This is a genomic window from Enterococcus sp. PF1-24, from assembly GCF_029893325.1.
In the GTDB taxonomy this organism is placed as follows: Bacteria; Bacillota; Bacilli; order Lactobacillales; family Enterococcaceae; genus HY326.
Map to the genome: position 1 here is coordinate 13,270 of NZ_JARXWL010000024.1, position 24,628 is coordinate 37,897.

25 protein-coding genes and 1 other RNA gene are annotated in these 24,628 nt (G+C 35.4%); 19 read left to right on the plus strand and 7 right to left on the minus strand.

The window, feature by feature from the left end; all coding sequences use genetic code 11:
• Nucleotides 1-156: 156 nt before the first annotated feature.
• Together M2139_RS10630 and M2139_RS10635 are read left to right on the plus strand one after the other, a co-directional pair.
• Nucleotides 157-867, plus strand: coding sequence for a gamma-glutamyl-gamma-aminobutyrate hydrolase family protein (locus M2139_RS10630; protein ID WP_280738853.1), 711 nt, complete (start codon nucleotides 157-159; stop codon nucleotides 865-867).
• Between the two features lie 37 nt (nucleotides 868-904).
• Nucleotides 905-2,557: a peptide ABC transporter substrate-binding protein gene (locus tag M2139_RS10635; RefSeq protein WP_280738852.1), complete on the plus strand. Its 1,653-nt coding sequence runs from the start codon at nucleotides 905-907 to the stop codon at nucleotides 2,555-2,557.
• Nucleotides 2,558-2,602: 45 nt separating this feature from the next.
• Here the strand turns inward: M2139_RS10635 and M2139_RS10640 are convergent, their stop codons facing one another.
• Together M2139_RS10640 and M2139_RS10645 are read right to left on the minus strand one after the other, a co-directional pair.
• Nucleotides 2,603-3,304, minus strand: a complete 702-nt coding sequence (locus M2139_RS10640; RefSeq protein WP_280738851.1) for a DUF554 domain-containing protein — start codon at nucleotides 3,302-3,304, stop codon at nucleotides 2,603-2,605.
• Between the two features lie 143 nt (nucleotides 3,305-3,447).
• Entirely contained in the window at nucleotides 3,448-4,494 is a 1,047-nt protein-coding gene (locus M2139_RS10645) for a type II CAAX endopeptidase family protein (RefSeq protein WP_280738850.1), read from the minus strand.
• A gap of 232 nt (nucleotides 4,495-4,726) precedes the next feature.
• Between M2139_RS10645 and M2139_RS10650 the strand changes: the two genes are divergently transcribed.
• The 5 genes from M2139_RS10650 (at nucleotide 4,727) to M2139_RS10670 (ending at nucleotide 9,352) form a co-directional block, all read left to right on the plus strand.
• Nucleotides 4,727-5,602, plus strand: coding sequence for a helix-turn-helix domain-containing protein (locus tag M2139_RS10650; RefSeq protein WP_280738849.1), 876 nt, complete (start codon nucleotides 4,727-4,729; stop codon nucleotides 5,600-5,602).
• 180 nt (nucleotides 5,603-5,782) lie between these two features.
• Entirely contained in the window at nucleotides 5,783-6,892 is a 1,110-nt protein-coding gene (gene ugpC, locus M2139_RS10655) for a sn-glycerol-3-phosphate ABC transporter ATP-binding protein UgpC (protein ID WP_280738848.1), read from the plus strand.
• Nucleotides 6,893-7,149: 257 nt separating this feature from the next.
• Nucleotides 7,150-8,811, plus strand: a complete 1,662-nt coding sequence (locus tag M2139_RS10660; protein WP_280738847.1) for an FAD-dependent oxidoreductase — start codon at nucleotides 7,150-7,152, stop codon at nucleotides 8,809-8,811.
• Nucleotides 8,795-9,091 (plus strand): rhodanese-like domain-containing protein, encoded by a 297-nt coding sequence (locus tag M2139_RS10665; RefSeq protein WP_280738846.1) that lies wholly within the window; start codon nucleotides 8,795-8,797, stop codon nucleotides 9,089-9,091. The genes M2139_RS10660 and M2139_RS10665 overlap by 17 nt, the downstream gene beginning before the upstream one ends.
• The gene (locus M2139_RS10670) at nucleotides 9,092-9,352 is read left to right on the plus strand and encodes a metal-sensitive transcriptional regulator (protein ID WP_280738845.1); all 261 of its coding nucleotides are present in this window, start codon (nucleotides 9,092-9,094) and stop codon (nucleotides 9,350-9,352) included.
• Nucleotides 9,353-9,491: 139 nt separating this feature from the next.
• Here the strand turns inward: M2139_RS10670 and M2139_RS10675 are convergent, their stop codons facing one another.
• Nucleotides 9,492-10,697 (minus strand): peptidoglycan DD-metalloendopeptidase family protein, encoded by a 1,206-nt coding sequence (locus tag M2139_RS10675; RefSeq protein ID WP_280738844.1) that lies wholly within the window; start codon nucleotides 10,695-10,697, stop codon nucleotides 9,492-9,494.
• 166 nt (nucleotides 10,698-10,863) lie between these two features.
• On the opposite strand from M2139_RS10675, the gene M2139_RS10680 reads away from it, so the two are divergent.
• Nucleotides 10,864-11,529, plus strand: a complete 666-nt coding sequence (locus M2139_RS10680; RefSeq protein ID WP_280738843.1) for a response regulator transcription factor — start codon at nucleotides 10,864-10,866, stop codon at nucleotides 11,527-11,529.
• Nucleotides 11,530-11,594: 65 nt separating this feature from the next.
• Nucleotides 11,595-12,077 carry a GAF domain-containing protein gene (locus tag M2139_RS10685; RefSeq protein ID WP_280738842.1) on the plus strand — a complete coding sequence of 161 codons (483 nt, stop codon included), beginning with the start codon at nucleotides 11,595-11,597 and terminating at the stop codon, nucleotides 12,075-12,077.
• 67 nt (nucleotides 12,078-12,144) lie between these two features.
• Here the strand turns inward: M2139_RS10685 and M2139_RS10690 are convergent, their stop codons facing one another.
• Together M2139_RS10690 and M2139_RS10695 are read right to left on the minus strand one after the other, a co-directional pair.
• On the minus strand, nucleotides 12,145-12,504 hold the full coding sequence (locus tag M2139_RS10690; protein ID WP_280738841.1) for a hypothetical protein: 360 nt from the start codon (nucleotides 12,502-12,504) through the stop codon (nucleotides 12,145-12,147).
• Nucleotides 12,497-13,828: a Y-family DNA polymerase gene (locus M2139_RS10695; protein ID WP_280738840.1), complete on the minus strand. Its 1,332-nt coding sequence runs from the start codon at nucleotides 13,826-13,828 to the stop codon at nucleotides 12,497-12,499. Before M2139_RS10695 ends, M2139_RS10690 begins: the two co-directional genes overlap by 8 nt.
• Nucleotides 13,829-14,063: 235 nt before the next feature.
• Between M2139_RS10695 and M2139_RS10700 the strand changes: the two genes are divergently transcribed.
• Genes M2139_RS10700 through M2139_RS10710 form a run of 3 tightly spaced genes read left to right on the plus strand, consistent with a single transcriptional unit; the run spans nucleotide 14,064 to nucleotide 15,882 of the window.
• The gene (locus tag M2139_RS10700; protein WP_280738839.1) at nucleotides 14,064-14,780 is read left to right on the plus strand and encodes a DnaD domain protein; all 717 of its coding nucleotides are present in this window, start codon (nucleotides 14,064-14,066) and stop codon (nucleotides 14,778-14,780) included.
• A complete protein-coding gene (nth, locus tag M2139_RS10705) occupies nucleotides 14,773-15,420 on the plus strand; it encodes an endonuclease III (RefSeq protein WP_280738838.1) in 648 nt (215 codons plus the stop codon). Before M2139_RS10700 ends, nth begins: the two co-directional genes overlap by 8 nt.
• 24 nt (nucleotides 15,421-15,444) lie before the next feature.
• Complete coding sequence (locus tag M2139_RS10710) at nucleotides 15,445-15,882, plus strand: GNAT family N-acetyltransferase (RefSeq protein ID WP_348522607.1); 438 nt, start codon at nucleotides 15,445-15,447, stop codon at nucleotides 15,880-15,882.
• A gap of 79 nt (nucleotides 15,883-15,961) precedes the next feature.
• Here M2139_RS10710 and M2139_RS10715 read toward each other — a convergent pair whose 3' ends face one another.
• Both M2139_RS10715 and recU read right to left on the minus strand, forming a co-directional pair.
• The gene (locus tag M2139_RS10715) at nucleotides 15,962-18,286 is read right to left on the minus strand and encodes a PBP1A family penicillin-binding protein (protein ID WP_280738837.1); all 2,325 of its coding nucleotides are present in this window, start codon (nucleotides 18,284-18,286) and stop codon (nucleotides 15,962-15,964) included.
• A 49-nt stretch (nucleotides 18,287-18,335) separates the two neighbouring features.
• A complete protein-coding gene (gene recU / locus M2139_RS10720) occupies nucleotides 18,336-18,944 on the minus strand; it encodes a Holliday junction resolvase RecU (protein WP_280738836.1) in 609 nt (202 codons plus the stop codon).
• An 84-nt stretch (nucleotides 18,945-19,028) separates the two neighbouring features.
• Between recU and M2139_RS10725 the strand changes: the two genes are divergently transcribed.
• The 7 genes from M2139_RS10725 to M2139_RS10755 all read left to right on the plus strand — a co-directional run bounded on the left by M2139_RS10725 (nucleotide 19,029) and on the right by M2139_RS10755 (nucleotide 24,605).
• Complete coding sequence (locus M2139_RS10725) at nucleotides 19,029-19,595, plus strand: DUF1273 domain-containing protein (protein ID WP_280738835.1); 567 nt, start codon at nucleotides 19,029-19,031, stop codon at nucleotides 19,593-19,595.
• Nucleotides 19,596-19,758: 163 nt separating this feature from the next.
• The gene (gpsB, locus tag M2139_RS10730; protein WP_280738834.1) at nucleotides 19,759-20,190 is read left to right on the plus strand and encodes a cell division regulator GpsB; all 432 of its coding nucleotides are present in this window, start codon (nucleotides 19,759-19,761) and stop codon (nucleotides 20,188-20,190) included.
• A 23-nt stretch (nucleotides 20,191-20,213) separates the two neighbouring features.
• Nucleotides 20,214-20,586: RNase P RNA component class B (gene rnpB / locus M2139_RS10735), an RNA gene on the plus strand.
• Between the two features lie 153 nt (nucleotides 20,587-20,739).
• Nucleotides 20,740-21,906, plus strand: a complete 1,167-nt coding sequence (locus M2139_RS10740; protein ID WP_280738833.1) for a class I SAM-dependent RNA methyltransferase — start codon at nucleotides 20,740-20,742, stop codon at nucleotides 21,904-21,906.
• A gap of 27 nt (nucleotides 21,907-21,933) precedes the next feature.
• Nucleotides 21,934-23,430 (plus strand): carboxypeptidase M32, encoded by a 1,497-nt coding sequence (locus M2139_RS10745; protein WP_280738832.1) that lies wholly within the window; start codon nucleotides 21,934-21,936, stop codon nucleotides 23,428-23,430.
• Between the two features lie 137 nt (nucleotides 23,431-23,567).
• Nucleotides 23,568-23,918 carry a DUF2200 domain-containing protein gene (locus M2139_RS10750; RefSeq protein WP_280738831.1) on the plus strand — a complete coding sequence of 117 codons (351 nt, stop codon included), beginning with the start codon at nucleotides 23,568-23,570 and terminating at the stop codon, nucleotides 23,916-23,918.
• Between the two features lie 42 nt (nucleotides 23,919-23,960).
• Nucleotides 23,961-24,605, plus strand: coding sequence for an HD domain-containing protein (locus tag M2139_RS10755; RefSeq protein WP_280738830.1), 645 nt, complete (start codon nucleotides 23,961-23,963; stop codon nucleotides 24,603-24,605).
• The last annotated feature ends 23 nt before the right edge of the window (nucleotides 24,606-24,628 follow it).

Genomic DNA, 24,628 nt, shown 5'->3' on the forward strand with positions numbered 1-24,628 from the left:
TTTATAGAGAAGTCTTTTTGTCTTTATCAAGAAAAGTAAAATTTTTATTTCATTAAGCAATTTTTCTTGCTAAAAAAAGTTTCCTGAGTATAATTAGTAAAAAATGAGAGATTGTTAGCTTTATTTATTTTAATTGATAAGGTTTGGGGGCTTTAAATGAAGAAAAAAATAATCGGGATAGCTGGAAATGAAATTCAAGATTCAGGAGAAACACTATATCATTTACCTGTTAGTTATGTGCCTAATGGCTACGTTAAGGCAGTTCAAAAAGCTGGTGGCTTAGCATTTGTTTTACCAATTGGTGAAAAAGTTGAAGCAAAAGACTATATTTCACAAATTGATAAATTAATTTTAACTGGCGGACAGGATATTTCGCCTAAATTTTATGGTCAAGCAACTAGTGATTTAGCTGGTGAAGGATCAGTAGTAAGAGATGAATTTGAGTTAGCATTAATTGACGAGGCTTTATTGCAAAATAAACCAATTTTTGCAGTTTGTCGTGGCATGCAGTTGTTAAATGTTGCATTTGGCGGCACTTTGTTGCAAGATATTAGTTATAAAAGTTCGATTCAACATATGCAATCACCAACACCTAAAGAAGTGCCTACTCATGATATTATGCTTAAAGAAAGTAGTCTTTTAGCAAAAATTTATGGAAATGTGGCAAAAGTTAATTCTTTTCATCACCAAGCAATTGATCAGTTAAGTTCTGATTTTCAAAAAACAGCGTGGAGTTCTGATGATATTATTGAAGGCATTGAAAATCAGCGACAGAATTTATTAGGAGTACAGTGGCATCCTGATTTTGCTTATGATGCGTTACAACAGGAAATGGATCTTTTTAATTATGTGGTTAACAGCTTATAATTTAGCTGAATTCTTTAATGCGAGAAAGGAGTAAGGAATGAAGAAAAAAATTTTTAGTTTACTAGCAGTATCTGCGCTGTTGTTATCGGCTTGTAGTAGTGGAGGGCAAACCACTGACAGTGACACCGCTAATGAAGGTAGCAACGGGAATAATCCTTTAGTTCAAAAAATTGCAGTATCAACAGCTGGTGAACTTTCAACCTTAGATAGTGGTCAATATACTGATGTTAATAGCTCTGATATGATTGGTCAGGTAACTGAAGGACTGTATCGGACGGATAAAGAGGGCAATCCTGAGTTAGCAATGGCTGCGACTGAACCGAAAGTTAGTGAAGATGGATTAGTTTACACTTTTGAAATTCGCGATGCCCAATGGAGTAATGGCGATCCTGTAAAAGCGGAAGATTTTGAATATGCTTTTAAATATGTAGCGAATCCAGTTAATGGCTCCAGTAGTATCAACCAAATGGATGTTATCAAAAATGGAAGTAAAATTCGCCAAGAAGAAGCTAAACCCGAAGATTTAGGCGTCAAAGCTTTAGATGATAAAACTTTAGAAATTGCTTTAGAGAGCCCGATTCCTTACTTGAATCAAGTATTAGTGGGTACGCCATTTATGCCAAAAAATAAAGCTTTTGCTGAAGAGCAAGGAAGTGCATATGGTACTAGTGCAGATAATTTTGTTGGCAACGGTCCCTTTTTAATTGAAGGTTGGGATGGAACGAATTTAAATTGGACGTTAGTTAAAAATCCTGATTATTGGGATGCTGAAAATGTTCAGTTAGAAGAAATTGCTGTTCAAGTTGTCAAAGAAACAGCGACAGGTGCTAACATGTTCGATACAGGTGAGTTGGATTTTACAACTTTAACTGATACTTATGCCCAACAATATCAAGATTCAGAGTATTCTCACTATGTATCAAAGGCGATGGTTGGTTATCTTAGCCCTAATCAAAGACGAGAAGTTACTGGCAATGTAAAAGTTCGCCAAGCGATTATGCAAGCAATTGATAAAGAAGGCTTTGCAGAAAAAATTCTCGGGGATGGTTCTAAAGCCTTAAATGGTTTTGTTCCTGAAAACTTTGCTAAAAATCCTGATACTGGTGAAGATTTCCGTATAGAAAATGGCGAGCTTTTACCTTATGATGTGGAAGCTGCTCAAGTGGTTTGGGAAGAAGCCAAAGAAGAACTAGGGCAAAAAGAAATCACCTTAGAGTTATTGTCGGCAGATACAGCAGCAGCTAAAAAGACGGTTGAATATGTTCAAGGCCAGCTGCAAGAAAATTTACCAGGTTTAACCATTAAAGTAAAATCAGTGCCTTTACAAAATCGTTTAGATTTTCAAACAAAGGGGGAATTTGATTTAGTGTTTGGTACTTGGACGCCAGATTATGCTGACCCGATTAACTTTTTAGAATTTTATGATTCCAAAGGGGGCTTAAATACCGCTGGTTACGTTAGCGAAAGCTATGACCAAGGTCTTGCCGATGTTAAAGTAACTTTAGCGCAAGAACCAACAGCACGTTGGGAAAGAATGAAAGAGTTGGAAAAACAATTAATTCTCGAAGATACTGCTGTTTTGCCACTTTATCAAGGAGCAGTTGCTTATTTACAATCAGATCAATTACATGATTTACAAATTTTCCCATTTAGCCGAACCGTTTCTTACCGCTTGGTTTATGTAGCATAAAAAATAAGACGATAACTAAAATTAGTAGTTATCGTCTTTTTCTGTTTAAAAAAAGTAATATTGAATACTGACAAAAATTCCTAAAATAATGATGGCAGGCAAGAAATTAGAAACGCGAATTTTAGTTAATTTCATAACATTTAAACCAATTGCTAAGATTAAAATTCCACCAATAGCACTGATTTCTGACATTAAAAGATCTAATAATTCTTTAGGAATATATTGCACGAAGAAGTGGGCAAATAAAGCAATCGCTCCTTGATAGAGAAAAACCGGAACCGCAGAAAACAATACCCCAACACCTAAAGAGGCTGTTAGCATAATCGACATAAAGCCATCCATCACAGCTTTTGTATAAAGAGTTTGATGATTACCGGCAACGCCACTTTCAATGGCACCAATAATCCCCATCGAACCAATTAAAAAAATCAGCGTAGCTGTCACAAAGCCTTCAGCAAAATTATTTCCCGATTTAGCAAAGCGTTTTTCTAAATATAAACCTAACTGATTCATTCGATCTTCAATTTTTAACCATTCACCAATCATGGCACCAAGACACAAACTGATAATAATCAAAATGAAAGAATCTGCCTGAATGGCCATCTGCAAGGCTAACGCAACGACACCTAAAGCGATGCCTTTTGTCACAGTATCTTTGGTTTGTTCAGAAATATTCCGCAAAACAGCCCCAGCTAAACTGCCAACAACAATCGCGAGACCGTTAACTATTGATCCTAATAAAAACATTTTTCCACCTACACTTTTCCTAACAACAAATTAATTTTTTATTTTCTAAGCATTATATCATAAATTTTAAATGATTGTTGGAATTTTCTGGCAAATGAAAAGCACTAAACTAAAAAAGTTTAGTGCTTTAAAATTATGTCATATTAATTTTTTTGATCAGCGCGTTCGTTAATTGTCGGTAGGAAGGCTGTTTTTTTCTTGAAGTGTTTACTGAAAATGGGCCAGATAAAGAATAGAAATTGCTGAATGCAAACCGCTAAAACAGTCGCCCAAGTTAAACTTTGTCCTGTAGCAATACCATCTTCAAGAGACAACATTCCACTAGCAAAAATTAATGGTAAATTATTGTTAGCAAAATGTAAAAAAGTCACAGTCCAAATATTATCAGTTTTCATATAAGCATAAGCAAAGAAAATACCTAAAACGATACAAGTTACTATTTGCTGAGTCAGACTTTTTAATCCATCAGCAGGAGTTGCATAATAGAAAAAGTTCAGTGGTAAATGCCAAAGTCCCCATAGAACACCTAAAACAAAAATCCCTTTAAGTTTGCCAAATTTATTTTGAACGATGGGTTGTAGATAATAACGCCAACCATACTCTTCACCAAAATAGGCAGCAAAACCAATGCAGTAAGAAAAAAGAACCGCTGCTAAATTTGAAAAGAAAGTTAAAGAAGTAAAATAATTAATCATTTCTTCGGTTTTCCCCATCAATAAATAACCTAAAATAGTTCTTAGCAGTAACACTCCTACAAATAGTAAGCCAACAAAAAGTGACTTGCGGATATTTTTGTTGCTCAAACCGTATGCGTTACGTCGTTCTTTCTTTTCTGTAAGAAATAGGATGAACAGTATAATATTTCCAATAGGAGTAGTATAGGTCAATATAATGTTTAGCCAAGGAAGTTGTGGCCAAATAATTGAAGCAATTGTCATTAAAGTTAATATGGCTGTAAACAAAATAAAACCAATAAAAAAGCGTTTTGGAATCAGTTTATCTCCTTTTCTAGTAAGGAGAATTGTTAGCATTACTCCGAATGCAGGATAGTACATTTGGATTGCTGCAAATAAGTGTGTAGGGTAAGCGTTGTAATAAGCAACTGCTAGCAAAATCCCTATTAAATAAGGAACACCAAAGGAAATTAACATAAAAATTAAGAGCTGTTTTTTTGAAATATCTTTTTTCATTTTATCGCCTTCTTTCTATGAAAAAAGTATAACAGTTCGCCCCAAAAAAACTTGTGAATTTCCTAAATGGTTGATTTCTGGTCGTGAATGGTGATTTTTATTTAGATCTTTTTTCCTTATCGTCAAAATTTTATTTTTTTAAACTTAATTTCTTTTCGGCAATACTTGTAGTTCTCTTTTATTTGATTTACTATTATAGATAAGAATATGTTGAACTTGAAGGAGGGATTTTTTGAGAGTTTCTGATTTAATGACTTTTTTTCCAAATGCTGAACAAAAAGAATTTCCTTCTTACGATGAAAAATATTTATCCATTCCTTATGGTGAAAAATATCTATGGATTCCTAATGAGTGGCTGAGTGAAAAAGAAAAGAGTTTGATAGCAGCTTTGGCGCCTAACAGTGTTTCTACGAATAAAGAGTTAGGCAATCATTTTTGGTATAAAGTGTTGTTTGGTAACCAAGGAATTCCTCATGAAAAGCGAAGTTATCGCGTGATTCAATTAAAAATGCCTCTTTTAGATGAAAAAAATGATTATCAAAAAATTTGGCAAGAAAGTTTTAAAGCTTTTTTCCCTAAAAAAGTCGATGCTTTTTTCTTATCTAATGTTGATTATTTATTAATTGAAGAATTAAGTGACCAAGCCTTGTACATGGAGGATTTGGAAGGGATTTTTACCACTTTAGATATGGACTTTGGAATTACCACCTATGCTTTTATTGGTGAGTTTTACGAAGATACTCAAAATATCAATCGTTTATTTCATGAAGAGCGTAAGATTTTTCAACAAGAAAGTGAAATTTTACATGGCAAGCAAGTTTTTCGTTTTGCGGATGTGGCTTTGCATTATTTTACGAAAGATAAGATTGGTGATAGCCGGATTATCGAATATACTAAAGAGAAAATTTTACATGAAGATGAGGCATTTCGCCAGTTAGTTCGGATGATGTGGAAACATTTTGGTAATATCACTTCTGTATCGAAAGAAATGTATACTCATCGTAATACAATTAACTATCGAATTGACCGTTTAGCAGAGCAGGCGGGGATTAATTTGAAGAATCCCGATGATTTAATGTTGTGCTATTTGATTTTATTAGACGAGTAAAAGCTGTAATCTGCAGAGATGACAGCTTTTTTCTTAGCTATTTTTTGATTAAAAGGTGAGATTTAAGCGCTTTTAGTTAAAGTGCCAAGAGAAGACTTTTTTCTTTGTGCACTTTTACATTGTTCATGAAAGCGTTCTATCATATACTCAATTCATAGAAAGAAAGGAATGAATTAAATTATGGTAGGGATTCAACTTAATCACGTTCACAAAAAATATGATAACGCTACAAATTACTCTGTAACAGATTTCAATTTGGATATCCAAGATAAAGAATTTATCGTTTTTGTAGGACCTTCAGGTTGTGGTAAATCAACAACATTACGGATGATTGCGGGTCTTGAAGATATTACGGAAGGTGAATTAGTTATTGATGGCAAAGTCATGAATGATGTAGCACCTAAAGATCGTGATATCGCCATGGTATTCCAGAATTACGCTTTATATCCTCATATGACTGTATATGATAATATGGCATTTGGGTTGAAACTTAGAAAATATGATAAAGAAGAAATTAAAAAACGGGTTGAAAATGCCGCAGAAAGCTTAGGCTTAACTGAATACTTAAAACGTAAACCAGCCGCTCTTTCTGGTGGTCAGCGACAACGGGTTGCCTTAGGCCGTGCGATTGTGCGGGATGCCAAAGTGTTCTTGATGGATGAACCTTTATCTAACTTGGATGCAAAATTACGGGTTGCTATGCGTGCTGAAATTGCTAAAATTCACCAAAATATTGGTACAACAACAATTTACGTAACCCATGACCAAACAGAAGCCATGACTATGGCGGATCGTATTGTTATTATGAAAGATGGCTTCATTCAACAAATTGGTTCACCAAAAGATGTTTACAATGAACCAACTAACGTTTTCGTGGCTGGCTTCATCGGTTCACCTGCTATGAACTTCTTCAACGTAACAATGAAAGATGGTTATGTTATTGCAGAAGATGGTCAAATTAAATTACGCGTTCCAGAAGGTCAATATAAAGTTTTACGTGAAAAAGGATATGAAGGCAAAGAAGCAATCTTTGGTATTCGTCCAGAAGATATTCACGGAGAACAAATCTTCTTAGAAACAAATCCAGAATCTAAAGTTCACTCTCAAGTAGTCGTTTCTGAATTACTTGGTGCTGAAAGTATGCTTTATACTAAAGTTGGGGACCATGAGTTTATTTCAAAAGTTGATGCTCGTGACTTCCACCAACCAGGTGAAGCTGTTGATTTAGCATTTGATATGAACAAATGTCATTTCTTTGACAAAGAAACAGAAGAAAGAATTCGCTTTTAATTCTTCGCGTGAAGAGTAATCTTTACAAGGGGAACTAAAATAAATTTCTCCACCCCCTAACAAAAACACTTTGAGCAAAAGCACAGTTGATTTATTTCAACTGTGCTTTTGTTCGTTTAAAAAACTTGTAAGCTGATTTCTTTACAAGGGTATACCTATGGGGGTATACTGCAAAGAGTAATCTTTATGAAAAATAATTATTTTGTTATTAGTTATCAATTTGACAGATAAATATTAAACTATCGGAGGAACTTAATGTGAAAATTGTGATTATTGGTGGCGTGGCGGGTGGTATGTCAGCCGCTACTAGGTTGCGACGCTTAATGGAAGACGCTGAAATTATTGTTTTTGAAAAAGGACCATTCGTTTCTTTTGCTAATTGTGGTCTGCCTTATTATGTTTCTGGGGAAATCGCTACAAGAGAAAGTCTGTTAGTGCAAACGCCGGAATCATTAAAGGCTCGTTTTAATTTAGATGTACGACCTTTTCATGAAGTGATTAAAATCAATCCAGAATTGAAACAAGTTGAAGTTGTAAAAGCAGGGGAAGTTTTTACGGAAAGTTATGATGTTTTGATTTTATCACCAGGTGCGAAGCCGTTTATTCCTAAAATTGCTGGTTTAGCAGAAGCTGATAATGTATTTACTTTAAGAAATGTGCCTGATTTGGATAAAATTATGGCTAATTTACAAATGGAAAACACTAAAACAGCGACAGTCATTGGTGCTGGCTTTATTGGTTTAGAGATGGCGGAAAACTTAAAAAAACGCGGGTTAAAGGTTACCTTAATTGAAAAATCACCCCATGTTTTACCACCGTTAGATGAAGAAATGGCGGCTTTCATTCAAAGGGAATTAGTAAAAAATCAGGTGCAGGTGATTACCGGACAATCTGCGGTGGCTTTTGAAAATCATGGGAAACGAATTATTTTAGAAGATGGTAGTGTGCTTTCTTCTGATTTGACGATTTTAGCTGTAGGGATTCAACCAGAAACAAGTCTAGCAAAAGCTGCTGGGATAAAATTAGGCTTGCGAGAAGGAATTTTAGTAGATGAAACTTATCAAACGAATGTGCCTGATATTTACGCAGTAGGAGATGCAATTGTTGTTAAGGAACAAATCACACAGTCAGATGCCTTGATTTCTTTAGCTTCACCAGCGAATCGTCAAGGTCGGCAAGTTGCTGATGTTATCGCTGGTTTAAAACGTAAAAATAAAGGCAGCTTAGGCACCGCAATTGTCAGAGTATTTGATTTAACAGCCGCTGCTACGGGATTAACTGAACGGCAAGTCCAAATGGCTAAATTACCTTACCAAGTGGTGCATACAACGGGGAAAGATCATGCCAGTTATTATCCTGAAGCGACAGACATTACCTTAAAATTAATTTTTAATCCAGAAAATGGGGAGCTTTACGGCGCTCAAGGTGTCGGAGCTAAAGGTGTTGATAAACGAATTGACATTTTAGCAACCGCAATTAAAGCAGAATTAACGGTGGCAGATTTACCAGAGCTAGAATTTACTTATGCACCACCTTTTGGTTCAGCTAAAGATCCTGTTAATATGTTAGGTTATGCAGCCTTGAATTTAATGGAAGGCTTGTCGGAAAACATTCAATGGCATCAATTAAAGGCTGCTTTAGCTACAGGTAAAAAATTATTAGATGTTCGCACAACTGAAGAGCTATTAGCTGGACAGTTTAAAAACAGTTTGCATATCCCTTTAAATGATTTACGTGAACGTCTAAATGAATTAGATAAGGACCAATCCTACATTATAAGTTGTCATAGCGGTTTACGAAGTTATGTTGGTGAGCGTATCTTAAAACAAGCTGGCTTTAAGGTGCAAAATTTAGATGGTGCTTTTGCTTTATATCAAACAATCAGACCGGAGGAAATAGTTTATGTATCAGGAAATTAGTTGTGAAGATTTTCGTGTTAAAAATCAACAAGAGAAATTAACGGTTTTAGATATTCGCGAAGTAGATGAAGTTCAAACAGGGGCAATTCCTAATGCTAAAAATATACCTTTAAGCCGTTTCCCTCAAGCTGTAGCAGAATTAAACAAAGACCAAAAATATTATTTAATTTGTCATTCTGGCAGTCGTTCTCATATGTTAGGAAATTATTTAACAGAAGCTGGTTATGATGTTGTGAATGTTCTTGGGGGCATGATGGCTTGGTCAGGCGAGGTTATTTAAATGCAAGTGGATGAGAAAAAAGTTTTAAACCGATTGAAACGGGCAGAAGGGCAGTTACGTGGTGTTCAAAAAATGGTGGTAACTGATAAGGAATGCCTGGAAGTTATTACTCAGCTAACGGCTGTACGTTCAAGTATTGATCGCTTAATCGGCATGATCGTTGCTGAAAATTTGAAAAACTGTTTAGAAGATCCTGTTGCTAATCCGCAGGAACAAAGCGAAAAAATTGAACAAGCGATTCAAATGATTATGCGGAAATAAAATAATTAGCGTCTGAAGTAGAAGTCAATTCAATGACTAATTACTTCAGACGCTTTTTTGTAGAAATTTTTAACTAAAAAAACATCGAAGTCGGAATTTTTCCTAACTTCGATGTTCATAAATTTTAAAATCTAATGAGTTAAATCCCTAACAACGGTTGTGGATTTACATAACCACTCCAAAAACCAGTGGATACGCCAAAGTGAAGATGGACACCAGTTGAACTACCTGTTGTACCCATGCCGCCAACTTGTTGACCAGCAGCAACTGTTTCACCAGCAGTAACGTTAAAGCTACTTAAATGCATGTAGTAAGAGTAGTAGCCATCAGGATGTTTAATAATAACAACATTTCCGGCACTACCGTTATATTCAGCACAGATTACTTCACCACCGCGGGAAGCTAAAACAGGCATTCCTGAAAATCCTGCGAAATCGACACCTTGATGGAATTCAACGCTTGGACCGCCAAAAGGATCTTGACGTGGACCAAAAGGACTGGTTACTGTTAATGAAGCTAAGGGATAAGACCAACCCGTTGCAGAAGCTTGACCACTATTGCCAGGACTAGGCATAGCTACTGATCTTGTAGTAGCACTACCAGCTAACTCAGTTTGAACTTTTTCAATTTCAGCTTGTCTAGCTGCGTGAGCGGCAAGTTCTTCTTTACGACGTTGTTCAGCTTCTTCTTTTTCTTTTTCGAAAGCTTGTTTTTGGTCTTCTTCAGTAGCTAATTGAGCGGCTAATTCGTTAACTTTAACTTCTTGATCTAAACGAGCTGCTACTAAATCTGATTCTTTTTGATGCAATTCAGCTGTTTGTTCATTGATGCGTTCTAAACGAATCTCAGCATCTTTTTGTAAAGTTTCTAATTCAGCTTTATCTTGAACTTGCGCATCCATTACAGATTGGTTAGCACTAATTAAAGTATTCATAGCAATTGTTTTAGAAATCACATCGTTAATAGATTCTGCATTAAAAAGAAGTTCTAAAAAGTTTGATGAGCTTTGAGCTGTTTGCACATCTCTTGCTTGATTATTAATTTGTGTTTCACGCTTTTCAATGGTTACTTGTAAGCTATCAATTTGAGTCGTTAATTCACTTAATTTAAGTTCTTCAGCCATTTTTTCAGCTAAAACTGTTTGAATATCTGATTCAATTTGTTTAACGTCAGCTTGAATTTGCTCTAATAATGTTTTTGCTTCACTACCTTGCGTTTCCAGAGCTGCAATTTTTTCAGTTTGGGCATTGATTTTATCTTCAATAGATTCAGCACTTGCGACTGTTGGACCAGCTAGTAGAGCAGATAACAGTACCAAGGCAGAAATACGTTTGATGTTTTTCATAAAAGCCTCACTTGTCAATTTTTGTTTTAACCTTTATTATTGTATTAGATAATTGTGTTTTTTGTGTGAAGATAACGATTTTTTTATCAGATTGCAACAATTTAATGGAATTGCAACATAGTTTAGCGGCAATTTGACTCTAAAATAACCAGAAGGAGTATAAAAAATGAAAATTTTGGGGCTGTTCATGAATGATAGTTATGTTAAATTATTTGAAAAACAAGGCTATTCTGTTTTTAAGGAAGAAAATGACTTGCTACAGCAGTTTTTACAAGAGACAGTGATTGTTTTAATTGATGAACTTGCTTTTTTACGAATATTGAAAAAGAAAAACAAGGCTGAGTTACTTGAAGCCAAGCAAGTGTTATGGATTGTTTTGACAGACAAGACGAAGAGCGCTGAGCGAATTCGGTTATTAGAAAAGGGAGCTCATCTAGTTTGGTCTAATCAGCTGACAGAGCAAGAGCTTGCAGCAAATTTGCAGGGATTAAGTCGCTTTTTTGGTGAGCAGCTAAGCAATCAAGTGCCACAAAAAATAATTGTAATTGATGAAAAACAAAAACAAGTTTTTGTAGAAGGTCATGAAGTGCTACTGACGGCTTCCGAATATTTGATTCTGCAAAGAATGATGATGCATGAAATGCGGATTTATGAAAGAGAAGAGTTAATGCAGTTGGTGAGTAATAACGAATCAGGCAGTACCGTGCGGGTGATTGATACGCATATCAAGAATTTACGAAAGAAGATTGAAAAAGATGCACGTCATCCGCGTTTTATTAAAACGGTTCATGGACGAGGTTATCGTTTTGAACCTAATTGGGAAGAAAAATAATTGCAATTTCTTTTGTTTTTTGTAGGATTGAACAAAGTGAATCAGTGATGAAAAGGATGGTTTTTATGGTTTGGAAAAATGAAAAAGAGAAGCAAGAAGCTTATGAACTCTTATTATTGCAACAAAAGGGTTTGTTAGAAATTGAAAAAGATTTAATTGCTTCTTTAGGTAATTCTTCAGCTCTTTTAAATCAAACACTGCCTGATACGGTTTTTGCAGGTTATTATTTATTGAAGGAAAATGAATTGGTTTTAGGCCCATTTCAAGGCCATGTTTCTTGTACTCGAATTAAGCTGGGAAAAGGGGTTTGTGGCGAGTCAGCTGAAAAGCGCACTACGCTAATTGTCGCTGACGTTCATCAACATAAAAATTATATCGCTTGTGATTCAGCGGCGATGTCTGAAATCGTTGTTCCGATGGTGAAAGACGGTCAATTAATCGGAGTGTTAGATATTGATAGCAGTTTGGTTGCTAGTTATGACCAACTGGATCAAAAGTTTTTAGAAAAATATGTGGCGTTGTTATTAGCGGAAATCGAACTTAATTAAATAGCTAGATTTTTTTAATAGGACTAGTCAAAAGCAATTTATTTTGCTTTTGACTAGTCCTTAATTTTTAAACTTGGCTCCATTTTGCAGCTGGTAAAAGCTCAACGTGGCGCAGGAGTTCGTAAGGAACAAATTGTTCTGACAGATAAATTCCTTCAGAGCTATAACCGGTTAGTTTGCCTGTGAGGTCTTTTGAATGCTGACCTTCTTGATTGACTGTCTGGGTTTGAATAGCTACAGCTAAAGATTTTTGTAGAGCTTTTTCAAAAACTTCATTCATTTCTGTCAAAGACATTTCTGGCTTTTGTGGAAAAATTTGCGCTTGATGCTCTTTGATTTTAGTATTTAAAGCGGTGTGCTCTGATAAATAGAAGCCTTGCCATTTCAACATTTTGCGATCTTGATAATGTTCAAAAAAATTACTCATAATTATCTATTCCATCCATTCCTCCCGCGTGACCACCTACTAAATTGGCACGAGCAATACTACGGCTACCAGGTAAAATACTTGTGCCGTGAACAATTGCGGTAAAGCCGTATTTTTGACGAATACGATCAATAATAGTATCTAAACGTTCATCTGCCAAAATTTTTTCAGGAGCTTCAAATAAACTTAACTGTATGCCAGTCGTAAAAATCAATTTAGAGTAAGTAACACCTACGTGTCGAACAACTTGACCTTGATAATATTTGCGAAAAAGAAAAAGGCAATGCTGAATAAGTTCTTTTGTATTGTCGGTTGCGGGAATTTTCATTTGGTGACTAAAACTTTTTTTAGTTTCGGTTTTTGAAGCGCCAATATATAAATGAACACATTGGGTCTGACAACCATGCCGGCGAATACGAGCCGCCACTTGTTCCGCCATTTCTTTTACTACCACTTCAATTTCTGCTTGCAAATAGTAATCGCGGTGGAGAACTTGATTGTTGCCATAAGATTTTTCTTTAGGGACTAAGCCTTCAGAAATAATCGTACGATCAATGCCATTGGCGTGACAATAATATTGTAACCCCATAATGCCAAAGCGTTCTTTTAATAAATAAGGATTACTATGAGCCAACTCTTTAACGGAATAAATACCCATTTGTTCAAAATTCTTCTTCATTTTACGATTAATTCCCCAAAAATCAGTCAAATTTGCAATCTGCCATACTTTTGTAGGGACATCTTGATAGGTCCATTCAGCAATTCGCTGTGCTGTTTCTTTGGCTTCATTATCAAGGGCTAGTTTTGCCAATAAAGGATTGTCACCGATGCCAACGGTAATATAAAGATGTGTTTCTTGATAAATTTTATCAGCGATTATTTTCGCTAACTTTTGGCGCTTTTCACTACGTGTCAGAGTTTCATCAGGGATAAACAAATTAAGGGTTTGGGTGACATCTAAAACCGACTCATCAATTGAATAAACTAACAAATCTTCTTCTGCTACAAATTGGCGGAAGATATTGTTTATTTTTGAATTTTCACGAATATAAAGTTTCATACGAGGTGGCACTTTATATAATTCAGGATGATCTGGTAAATTATTGGCGCGAGTGACGTTGGAGATACCAAGGACCTCTTTTGCTTTAGGAGAAGAGGCCAAAATTAAGCCACTGCCGGTGTTTTCGGCAGTTGACATTACTACCAACATAGTTTGTAAAGGATCTAAATTACGAGCGGCACATTCTACCGAAGCATAAAAAGATTTAATATCAATTAAAAAAATATCTCTTAGTGGTTCTTTTGAATAATCAATTTCCTCCATAATCATCATCTCTTTCATTGTAATCGCATTTTTTTTCATAATTTAGTAGGGAAGATAACTACTTATTAAATACATTATACGAACAAATGTTCTGTTTTGTAAAGCGAACAAAAATTTAAGATTTAAAAATATTCAGAGACGGAGAGTGCTAGAAAATATAAAGCATGATTTTTTCTAAAAATTCTTGTATACTTATGGTTATTAGATTAAAGATTTCAGAAGTGAGGAAAGTTGTATGGATCGGTTTTTCGCATATATAAATGCTGGGCAAATATCAGTTTCTAACTTACTGTTAGCAAACTATAGCAAATTAGGTTTAACTAATGAAGAAATGATGTTATGGCTTCAGCTGGTTCGTAAAAATATGCAAGGAGATAATTTTCCTGATTTAGTTTCATTAGCAACGGAAATGGGAATTACCCAGGATCGGGTTTATTTACTGTTAGAGCAATTGCTAGAGAAGCAGGCAATTACGATTAATAGTGGCGTCAATGAACAAGGGCAACAAAATGATTATTATGATTTAAGCCAAATTTATAGTCAGTTGGCTCTACTTTTAGAAACACAAGAAAAAGAACAAGTGCAGCAAACGCAAGCTACAGCGGAACAAAGCTTATATCAAAGTTTTGAAGCGGAATTTGGCAGACCTTTATCACCAATGGAATATCAGCAAATTGGTCAGTGGATAGATGATGATGAATATAGCGTTGATTTAATTATATTGGCTTTAAGAGAAGCCGTTTTAAATCAAGCGTATAGTTTAAAATATGTTGATCGAGTTTTGCTATCTTGGGAACGTAAAAATATTACTACTAAAGCCCAAGTTCAAGCAGAACAACAAAAAAGAAAAGAAATATTATTACAAAAAGAGGAAAAATTTGTACCGCAAAAAGATTTACCTAAAGTTAGCCTGTACAATTGGTTAGATGAGGGGGAGAAAAAAGGTGATTAGTAAAGCTAAAACTCAAGAAGTATTAGCGATTATGATGGAATTATTTCCTGAAGCCCATGGTGAATTGGTTCATAAGAATGCTTTTGAGCTGTTAATTTCAGTTATCTTAAGTGCACAAGCTACAGATGTTTCTGTAAATAAAGCTACACCAGCGCTATTTGCGGCTTATCCAACACCACTAGCTTTGGCACAAGCGCCAATGGATGATGTTATTGCAAAAATTAAAACGATTGGCTTATATAGAAATAAAGCCAAAAATATTAAAACTTGTAGTCGCCAATTAATTGAAAACTTTGGTGGAGAAGTTCCGCAAACGCGCGAAGAATTAATGTCGTTAGCAGGGGTGGGGCGCAAAACGGCAAATGTCGTTTTAGGCGATGCCTTTGGGATTCCGGCAATTGCTGTGGATACCCATGTTGAGCGAATCTCTAAGCGCTTGAGAATTTGTAAACAATCAGCTACTGTCATGGAAGTTGAAGAAAGCTTAATGAAAAAAATTCCTGAAGATTTATGGATTAAAGCTCATCATACGATGATTTTTTTCGGTCGCTATCATTGCTTAGCGCGGGCACCCAAATGTGAAATTTGTCCGTTACTATCAAGATGTCAAGACGGCATGTCGCGCTTAAAAGTGAGTTAATTAATTTTTTAGTGAGGTGTTATTTTGCTAATAAGAGAAGTGTTAAAAGACGACTTATTAGATTTATTGCAGCTTTACACTCAACTACATGATAATCAAATGCCTAGTCAAGATTCACAGCTTGCAACGATTTGGGAAAAAATTATGGCTGATGATAATCATCATATTTTAGCTGGTTTCGTTGGTGGAAAATTGATTGCTTCCTGTGTGATTGTCGTTATACCTAATTTAACGCGAAAGCAACAGCCTTATGCTTTGATAGAAAATGTAATTACTGATATCGCTTATCGAAAAAAGGGCTACGGGACACAGTTGCTTGAAGCAGCTGCTGAAATAGCCAAGGCTGCCAATTGTTATAAAATAATGCTCTTAACGGGGGCAAAAGAAGAAAGCACTCTGAATTTTTATCAAAAGGCTGGTTATAACCAACAAGATAAAACAGCTTTTATTCAATGGCTTTAGTTAATTAAAAGAAAAGTAAAAGCATGAAATCAACTTGAGAAGTTGATTTCATGCTTTTTTGCGTAATTCTTTTAAAGAGCTATTCTATTATTGGCTCTGGAACAGGTTCGGGTTCTGGTTCCGGATCAGGTGTTGGCTCTGGAACAGGCTCTTCTGAAGAAGAAGGTTCAGTGGTACTACTAGAACTGCTAGAACCACCGCTACTAGAAGAAGGTTCTTCCGTTGTCGTAGATTCAGAAGTTGTTTCACTAGAATCAGTTTCTGATGTTTCGGTAGTGGATGAGCTAACAGAACTGCTTGGAGAATAGTTTCCTTGATTTTCATAACCTTTCAGATAAAGTTCACCACGAATTTGAGTTAAGCCATTTGGCATTTCCCAGTCTTCATTTTCGGTATTTTCAGATAAATATTCCATATACTCCCGATAAAGATGCATCGCAACATTTTGCCCATTGGATAAAATTGGATGTTGTTTATCATTATAACCCGTCCAAATAGCTAAAGAGTAGTATTTGGTGTAGCCTACAAAGTTGCTATCAGGTACGGCACCATAAGCATAAGGCACCGTTAAATTTGCAAGTTCATCTTCGGTATAATTAGAAGTTCCGGTTTTACCGGCATGATTTAGGTTCCAAATTTGCGCTTGTGCACCAGTTCCTAAAGTAAAGACATCTTTTAGCATATCAGTAATCATATAAGCGGTTGTTTCTTCCATGGCTTTAGTACCTGTATCTGGGTTAACTGAACGACTACCATCTTGATAAACAATTTCACTAATATAAGAAGGTTTATAATAAGTACCACCATTAGCGAAAGCCGCGTAAGCCGCTGCCATTTTTTCAGAAGAAGCACCGTATTTGGTATCATCTTGAACAGCAGTGTTACTTGAATAAGCATTAGCATCTTGAATTTGTGAATATTCAATTCCTAAGCCTCTTAAGAAACCAGAAACTTGATCTTTGCCAACTTCTTCAAAGAGTTTAGCAGCAGGGACATTTCGAGAGTAGTATAAAGCCGTTCGCATAGTAATATCGTATAAATAACTACGATCGTCATTATTCACATCGAAGCCAGAGCTTTTAAACTTGAAAGGTTCGTCACGAATGATTTTTCCTGTAGAATAGTTTAAAAATTCAATAGCTGGAGCATAATCAGTAATTGGTTTTACTGTTGAACCGAAATCACGACCAGTGTTAACCGCTAAGTTCAAACCATAAGTAACATCTTCAGCAATATGGCGTCCACCAATTTGAGCCACTACATTACCAGTATTAACATCAACAACGGTTGCACCAACTTGCATTTCATCATCTGGAAAGGCAACATATTCGTCAGTATTAACCATATCATATAATTTTTCTTGAGCGGCATAATCCAAATTAGTATGGATTTCTAAGCCATCTGTATAGACATTTTTATTATATTTTTCTTCAGTTTCAATAATTACTTGTTTTAAATAAGGATCAATAACTTTTTGCTTATGGACATCTTCTGGTGTTGTACTTTCCATTGGAAGCAAGCCTTCTTCAACGGGTGTAGCTACCGCTTGTTGATATTCAGCTTCAGTAATTTTTTCATTGTTTTTCATAGTTAAGAGAACAATATCTCGTCGTTCTTTAGTGCCTTCAGGATTAAGATAAGGATTATAATCACTAGGTGCTTGCGGGATTCCTGCTAAAGTTGCTGCTTGGGCAATCGTTAAATTGTTTAGCGCATCTTCACCATAATATTTTTTAGCAGCAGTTTTCATGCCATAATAGTTGTTTGACATAAAGACTTTATTACTATAATAAGTAATAATTTCTTGTTTGGAAATTTGTTGTTCTAATTGATAAGCCATCCAAGCTTCTTGAATTTTTCGCGCTAACGTTTGATCAGAAACATCAGTAGAGAAGAAGGAAAGCTTAATTAATTGCTGAGTTAAGGTACTACCACCTTGTAAACCACTGCTACTACCAGAGACATTGCTGACTAAGGCACCTGCGATTCGAATCGGGTCAACCCCAGGGTGATTGTAAAAACGGCGGTCTTCCACTGAAACAATTGCATCAATTAAAACTTGTGGCATCTCATCGGCTGAAAATTTCTCGCGTTTATTTGCCCCTAAATCCTGTAATAAGTTTCCTTGATTATCGTAAATTTTAGAAGAAACCGTATCATCTAATTTATCAAAAGAAAGTTCTGGAGCATCTTTGGCATAGTACCAAAAAACACCAACTCCGGCGATAAAAGCGACACAGGCAATTAAAAAGAGCCCAATAAAAATTCGGAGGATAATTCCACCCATTGTTTTTTTCTTTTTAGGTTTTTTATTTTTTTTCACTGATTTTGACGGGCCACTAGAACTTTTTTTCGAGTCATTTCCATGGCGAGACATACGTGAAGTCATTTGATCGTCAGACATATTGTTAGCTCCTTTGGTAAATTTGTTTATAAGTTACTCACTTTAAGTGTTAATTTTTACTTGCAATAAATTGATCAACAGCCTTTAAATAAGGCAGAACCGGGGCAACCCCCATCGTAATTTCAAAACCTTCTTCTTCAATTTGCTTTAGATAAATTGAACTTTTTCCATCTGGTAAGTGCCAATAATTGATTAAAATTTCAGCGCTTAAGAAAAAACAGCGGTTTAAACTTGAAAACCACATTAAAACAAAACAAATTCCTTTTTGTGCAAGGCAATCTTGCATATGTTTAATTTGGTGTTCATGAAAGTTTTTTAATGGAAAAGAAGTTTTATTTTTCGTTTCTTTGGCTTCAAAATCAAGATAAAATCCTTGATAAACGCCGTTATAATCAGTTGTTGAAGCATGACGGAAATAAGCTTCTTTAATAACTGCTGCACTGCGCCGTGGATAATCAACTTTAACAATTTGAATCGGCGTTGGTTTTTTATGAATAACAGCGATTTGATGATTCAAATAATAATCGTTGCTTTGATTAATTGCTTCTTCAAAATTCATGCCGCGATTGGCAAAATTTATTTTTTCTTTTGCTTGAGATTTCCTAAGGTTTGCTGCATTATTGAGATGAGGCTGACCGTTAGGATAGTGAAATACCATAAATATCATACTTTCATTGTAATGTATTTGAAATACTTACTGATTATTATACCAAAAAAGTGATTAGAAAGGAAACTGACTAAGATGAAGATAATAAAAACCTTAATAATTTCTGGGTATCGTAGCTATGAATTAGGAATTTTTAAAGAAGATGACCCTAAAGTAGCTGTGATTAAGAGTGCTTTGCAAAGTCAGTTGCAAACTTTAGTAGAAGAAGGGCTGGAGTGGGTGTTAGTTGCCGGCCAATTAGGCGTGGAAATGTGGGGAGCTGAAGTTGTTTTAGCGATGAAAGAAGACTATCCTGAATTACATTTAGGAGTGATTTTACCCTTTGCTGATTTCGGTAATCAATGGAAAGAAAATAATCAAGAGAAATTGACAAAAATTAAGCAACAAGCTGACTACGTCAATAGTACCAGTAATCAAAGCTATCAATCTCCACAACAACTCCGCAATCATTCACGTTTTTTATTAGAGCATTCGGGTGGGGTGTTATTGGTTTATGATGAAGAGTCTCCGGGTAAAACATCTTTCTTTTTAAAAGAAGCTAAACAGTTTCAAGAGAATTATCCTTATGAAATTTTTCAAATAACTTTTGATGATTTACAAAATGTGGTAGCTAGCCAAGAAGAATTTTACGAAGATAATTAAAAAAACTAGCGGAGCCTATTGGGAAAACCTAATTAATATTTGCTTTTCTAATGATTTTTCGTTACAATTGTACGAGGTAGTTAGTCTGGAATTAATTAAAATGAAAGATTATTTGAAACTGAAAAAAAAGTTTCAACAATAATATGTTTAATGAGGTGTGGAAATGGCAAATTTAATTTATTCTCCAAAAGATATTTTGCAGCAAGAATTTAAACAAAAAATGCGTGGCTATGATCCAGTTGAGGTGGATGAATTTTTAGATAATGTAATTAAAGACTACGATTCTTTTAATAAGCAAATTCTTGCTTTACAAGAAGAAAATGATCGCTTAAGCGCTAAACTTACACAATCTGGTAAAGGCGGTGTGATGCCAAGTGCAGCTGCACCAACTCGTCCAGCAGCTCCAGAACCAAAAAGTTCTGCGGTAACAAATTTTGATATTTTAAAACGTTTATCTAATCTTGAACGAGAAGTATTCGGTAAAAAATTAGATAATAATAACTATTCTTCACCTTCAGCTACTGCGGAAACAACAAAACGTGATAGCTTAAGTGATAATAATAGTTCTGACATGGAAAAAACCCGTTTATTTTAAACGAAAGCAATAACGTTTTTATGATTTTCAGGTAATCGCGGTTTGTTTGAACAAGCTGAGGAAAGTCCATGCTCGCACAAGCTGCGATGCTTGTAGTGTTCGTGCTTAGCGAAACCATAAGCTAAGGTACTCTTTTAGAGTAACGGCAGAAAAAACAGCTAAGGTCTTTGGCTATGCTGGAGTATTCTTGAAAGTGCCACAGTGACGAAGCGTTTGGAGAAATCCAAACGGTGGAACGCGGTAAACCCCTCGAGCGAGCAACCCAAACAATGGTAGGGGCGCTTTTCTAAGTAGGAATTGAACGAAAAGAAGAGCCAGTGAAAACTGGAGATAGATGATCACCACTGAAGTAGATTCTCCCTGAGTCTATTTCGGTACAGAACATGGCTTATAGAAAATCATAATTTCAGGGATTCCTTCCAACAGTGTTGTGAAGGTTTTTTTATTTGCAAAAAGCCCTTTATCTGCGACGAAAAGATAGCCAGCGCCAACAGAATTGTGTATGATAGAGGAAGTATAAAGATAAATTAAAAGATGAGGAAAAAATAGATGGATAAGAATCAAACATTTAGTTTAATAGCAACAGCTGCTAGTGGTATTGAAGCATTAGTGGGTAAGGAATTAAGAGATTTAGGTATTGAGTGTCAGGTGGAAAATGGTCGGGCACGTTTTAAAGGAACGATGGAAACCATTGCAACCACTAATTTGTGGTTACGCACAGCTGATCGGGTAAAAATCGTGGTTGGTGAATTTGATGTTTTTAGTTTTGATGAGTTATTTGAAAAAGTCAAAGCATTGCCGTGGGAAGATTTTTTACCATTGGATGCCAATTTTCCAGTAGCAGGTAAATCAATTAAATCTAAATTATACAGTGTGCCAGATTGTCAGGCGATTACTAAAAAAGCGATTGTTGAACGCTTACGTCAAGTTTATCATCGCCCAGCTAGCGTACCTTTTCCTGAAACCGGTGCTTTATTTCAATTAGAAGTCGCTTTGTTAAAAGATCACGCGATTATTACTTTAGATACTACTGGTCCAAGTTTATTTAAACGAGGTTATCGTTTAGAAAAAGGTGGCGCGCCATTGAAAGAAAACATGGCGGCAGCTTTAATTATGTTAACCAATTGGCGAAAAGATCGACCATTTTATGATCCAGTTTGTGGTTCAGGAACTTTATGTATTGAAGCGGCTTTAATTGGTCATAATATTGCCCCAGGTTTCAATCGAGAATTTGCTTGTGAAAGTTGGTCATGGTTTGCTCCAGAAGTTTTTGAAGAAGTACGTGCGAAAGCGGAAGAGGCAGCTGATTATGATATTGAACTGGATATTGCTGGTTCAGATATCAATGGCAGAATGATTGAAATCGCTCAAGCCAATGCTGAAGAAATTGGTTTAGGTGACTCGATTCAATTTAAACAGCAAGCAGTGAAAGATTTCAAAACTACCAAAGAATATGGCGTAATTGTGGCAAATCCGCCCTATGGTGAGCGTTTAGGGGAAGAAGAAACGGTTCGTCAATTATATAAAGAGATGGGGACCGTTTTTCGTCCGCTAAAAACTTGGAGTAAATATATTTTAACTAGTGATATGGGGTTTGAAATAGCTTTTGGGAATAAAGCCACTAAAAAACGTAAGCTGTATAATGGGGCTTTACGAACGGATTTATTCCAATATTGGGGAGAACGTCCGCCACGTCAACCGCGTGTTGAAGAATAGTTAAACAGATAGAAAAGAGGCAAAGTCATGAAAGAACAAGCATTTTTAGAAAAACTAAAAGAAATTGACTTATTACGGCAAGCATTAGCTGTTTTAGAATGGGATAATCAAACTGGGATGCCTCAAGCTGCTAGTGAAGCGCGAGGAGAAGTTGTTGGTTATTTAGCTGAAAAGCGTTTTAAAGAAGAAGTTGGCCCTGAAATGAAAGCTTATCTTGATTATTTTGCAGAACATCAAGAGGAACTTTCAGAAGTCGGCTTAGCCGCCTATCAAAAAGTTGCTGAAGAATACCAACGTAATCATGCCATTCCTAGTGCTAAAATGTTAGAGCTTAACAAAGCAGTGTCAACAGCTAATAGTGCTTGGTTAAAAGCCAGAGGAGCAAAAGACTTTTCATTATTTGCAGAGGCTTTAACCAAAAATATCAACTTAACAAAAGACTTTATTCCTTTGTGGCAGAAAGATGAAAAGACGCCGTATGATGTTTTGTTGAATCAATACGAACCGGGCTTGACAACTGAAAAACTCGATAAAGTTTTTGCTGAATTATTAGCAGGGATTACAGAGATTCGTCAGAAACTAACTACTGGTAAGGCGCCGCAAAAAGACTTTTTATCTCGAAGAGTACCACGTTATCAACAAGAAAAATTTATTCGTAAAGTTATTGCTGATTTAGGTTTTGATTTTACCCGTGGTCGTTTAGATGATACCGTTCATCCGTTTATGTTAGGTGTTAATCTGGAAGATGCACGAATCACGACACGTTGGAACGAAGAAAACTTTACCGTGGCAATTTTTGGTTTGATTCATGAAGCCGGCCATGGCATGTATGAACAAAACATTGATAAAAAATATGCTTATACTTCTCTTTGTGAAGGAACTTCAATGGGGATTCATGAATCGCAATCCTTATTTAATGAATTAATTATTGGAAGTAATCGTGAATTTTGGAAAAAACAATATCCGTTTTTACAAGAATGTACAGAAGGTACCTTTGATGATATTGATTTTGAAACTTTTTATAAAGCCCTTTATGAAACGAAAGCCAGTTTAATTCGAATTGAAGCAGATAGTTTAACTTATCCGATTCATATTATTATTCGTTATGAAATTGAAAAACTGATTTTTAATGAAAATGTGTCAGTGGCTGAGTTGCCAGCTTTATGGAATCAAAAATATCAAGAGTATTTAGGCGTTACACCGGAAAATGATTTAACGGGTATTTTACAAGATGTTCATTGGTCGGGCGCTAGTTTCGGCTACTTCCCGTCTTATGCTTTAGGTTATATGTATGCCGCGCAATTGCATCATAGCATGAAAAAAGAGCTGGATTTTGATGCTATTTTGGCTTCAGATGATTATTCAGCGATTTTGAATTGGTTAACCAAAAATATTCACCAATACGGTGCTTCAAGAAAACCAAATCAATTAATGATAGACGCTACTGGAGAAACCTTGAACCCACAGTATTTATTAAACTATTTAAAAGGGATTTACTATCCAGTTTATGGCATCACTGAATAATTTGTTAACTTAAAAAGCTTTCCCTGAAAAACAGGGAGAGCTTTTTATTATGGCTGAAAAATAGTATTAGTAAAATTTTATAAATAAAAGTATACTAATCAGTAGTAATAGTTAACAAAGTAGAAAGGGTGATTCAGATGAAAAAACCACGAATTTATAGTATGCCTTTCGCAAGTGTTTATCCACTTTATCTTCAAAAAGCCAAAAAAAAGGGGCGAACAAAAGCTGAAGTCGATGAAATTATTTTTTGGTTAACTGGTTATGAAGCAGAATCCTTACAGCAACAACTAACTGAACAAGTGGATTTTGAAAATTTTTTTGCGGAAGCACCAGCTTTTAATGAAAACGCTAAGCTGATTAAAGGTGTGATTTGTGGCTATCGCGTTGAAGAAATTGAAGATGAATTAATGCAAAAAATCCGTTACTTAGATAAACTAATTGATGAACTAGCTAAAGGCAAAGTTATGGAAAAAATCTTACGAAAATAAATTTTAAAAGGATTAGACTATTTAAAAGGATTAGACTATTATATGGAAGAAAAAATAAAAAAAGTTATCGCATTTACTGAAGAAAAAATGCAGCAAGACAAGACAGGACACGGGATGGACCATATTCAACGAGTGGTTAAATCAGCAGAAAAAATTTTAGTCACGGAACCTAGAGCCAACCAATTAATTGTTTTAGCAGCGGCTTATCTCCATGATACCGTTGATGACAAACTAGTTACTAATGAAAAAAAGGCTTATCAAGAACTACAAGATTTTTTAGTAGCAGCTGATTTTCAAAAAGAAGAAATTGATGAAATTATTCATATTATAAAAAATATGTCTTATTCTAAAGAACTTGATGGTTTAGCTGAGCCATTAAGTTTGGAAGGAAAAATTGTTCAAGATGCTGATCGCATTGATGCTTTAGGAGCATTTGGCATTTTGCGAACCAGCTATTATGGTGGTAGTAAGGGCCATCCAATTTATGATCCAGCAATTTCACCGATTGATTATCAAAATAAAACTGATTATCGCAAGGGTTCAACCGTGATTAATCATTTTTATGAAAAATTATTGTTAATTGCTGATACTATGAAAACTGATTATGGAAAAAAAGAAGCCAAGCGCCGTAAGCAATTTATGGAAGAATTTTTAGAGGAATTCTTTTTAGAGTGGCGAGGAGAATAAATTTTAAGCTGGGAAGTAATTTT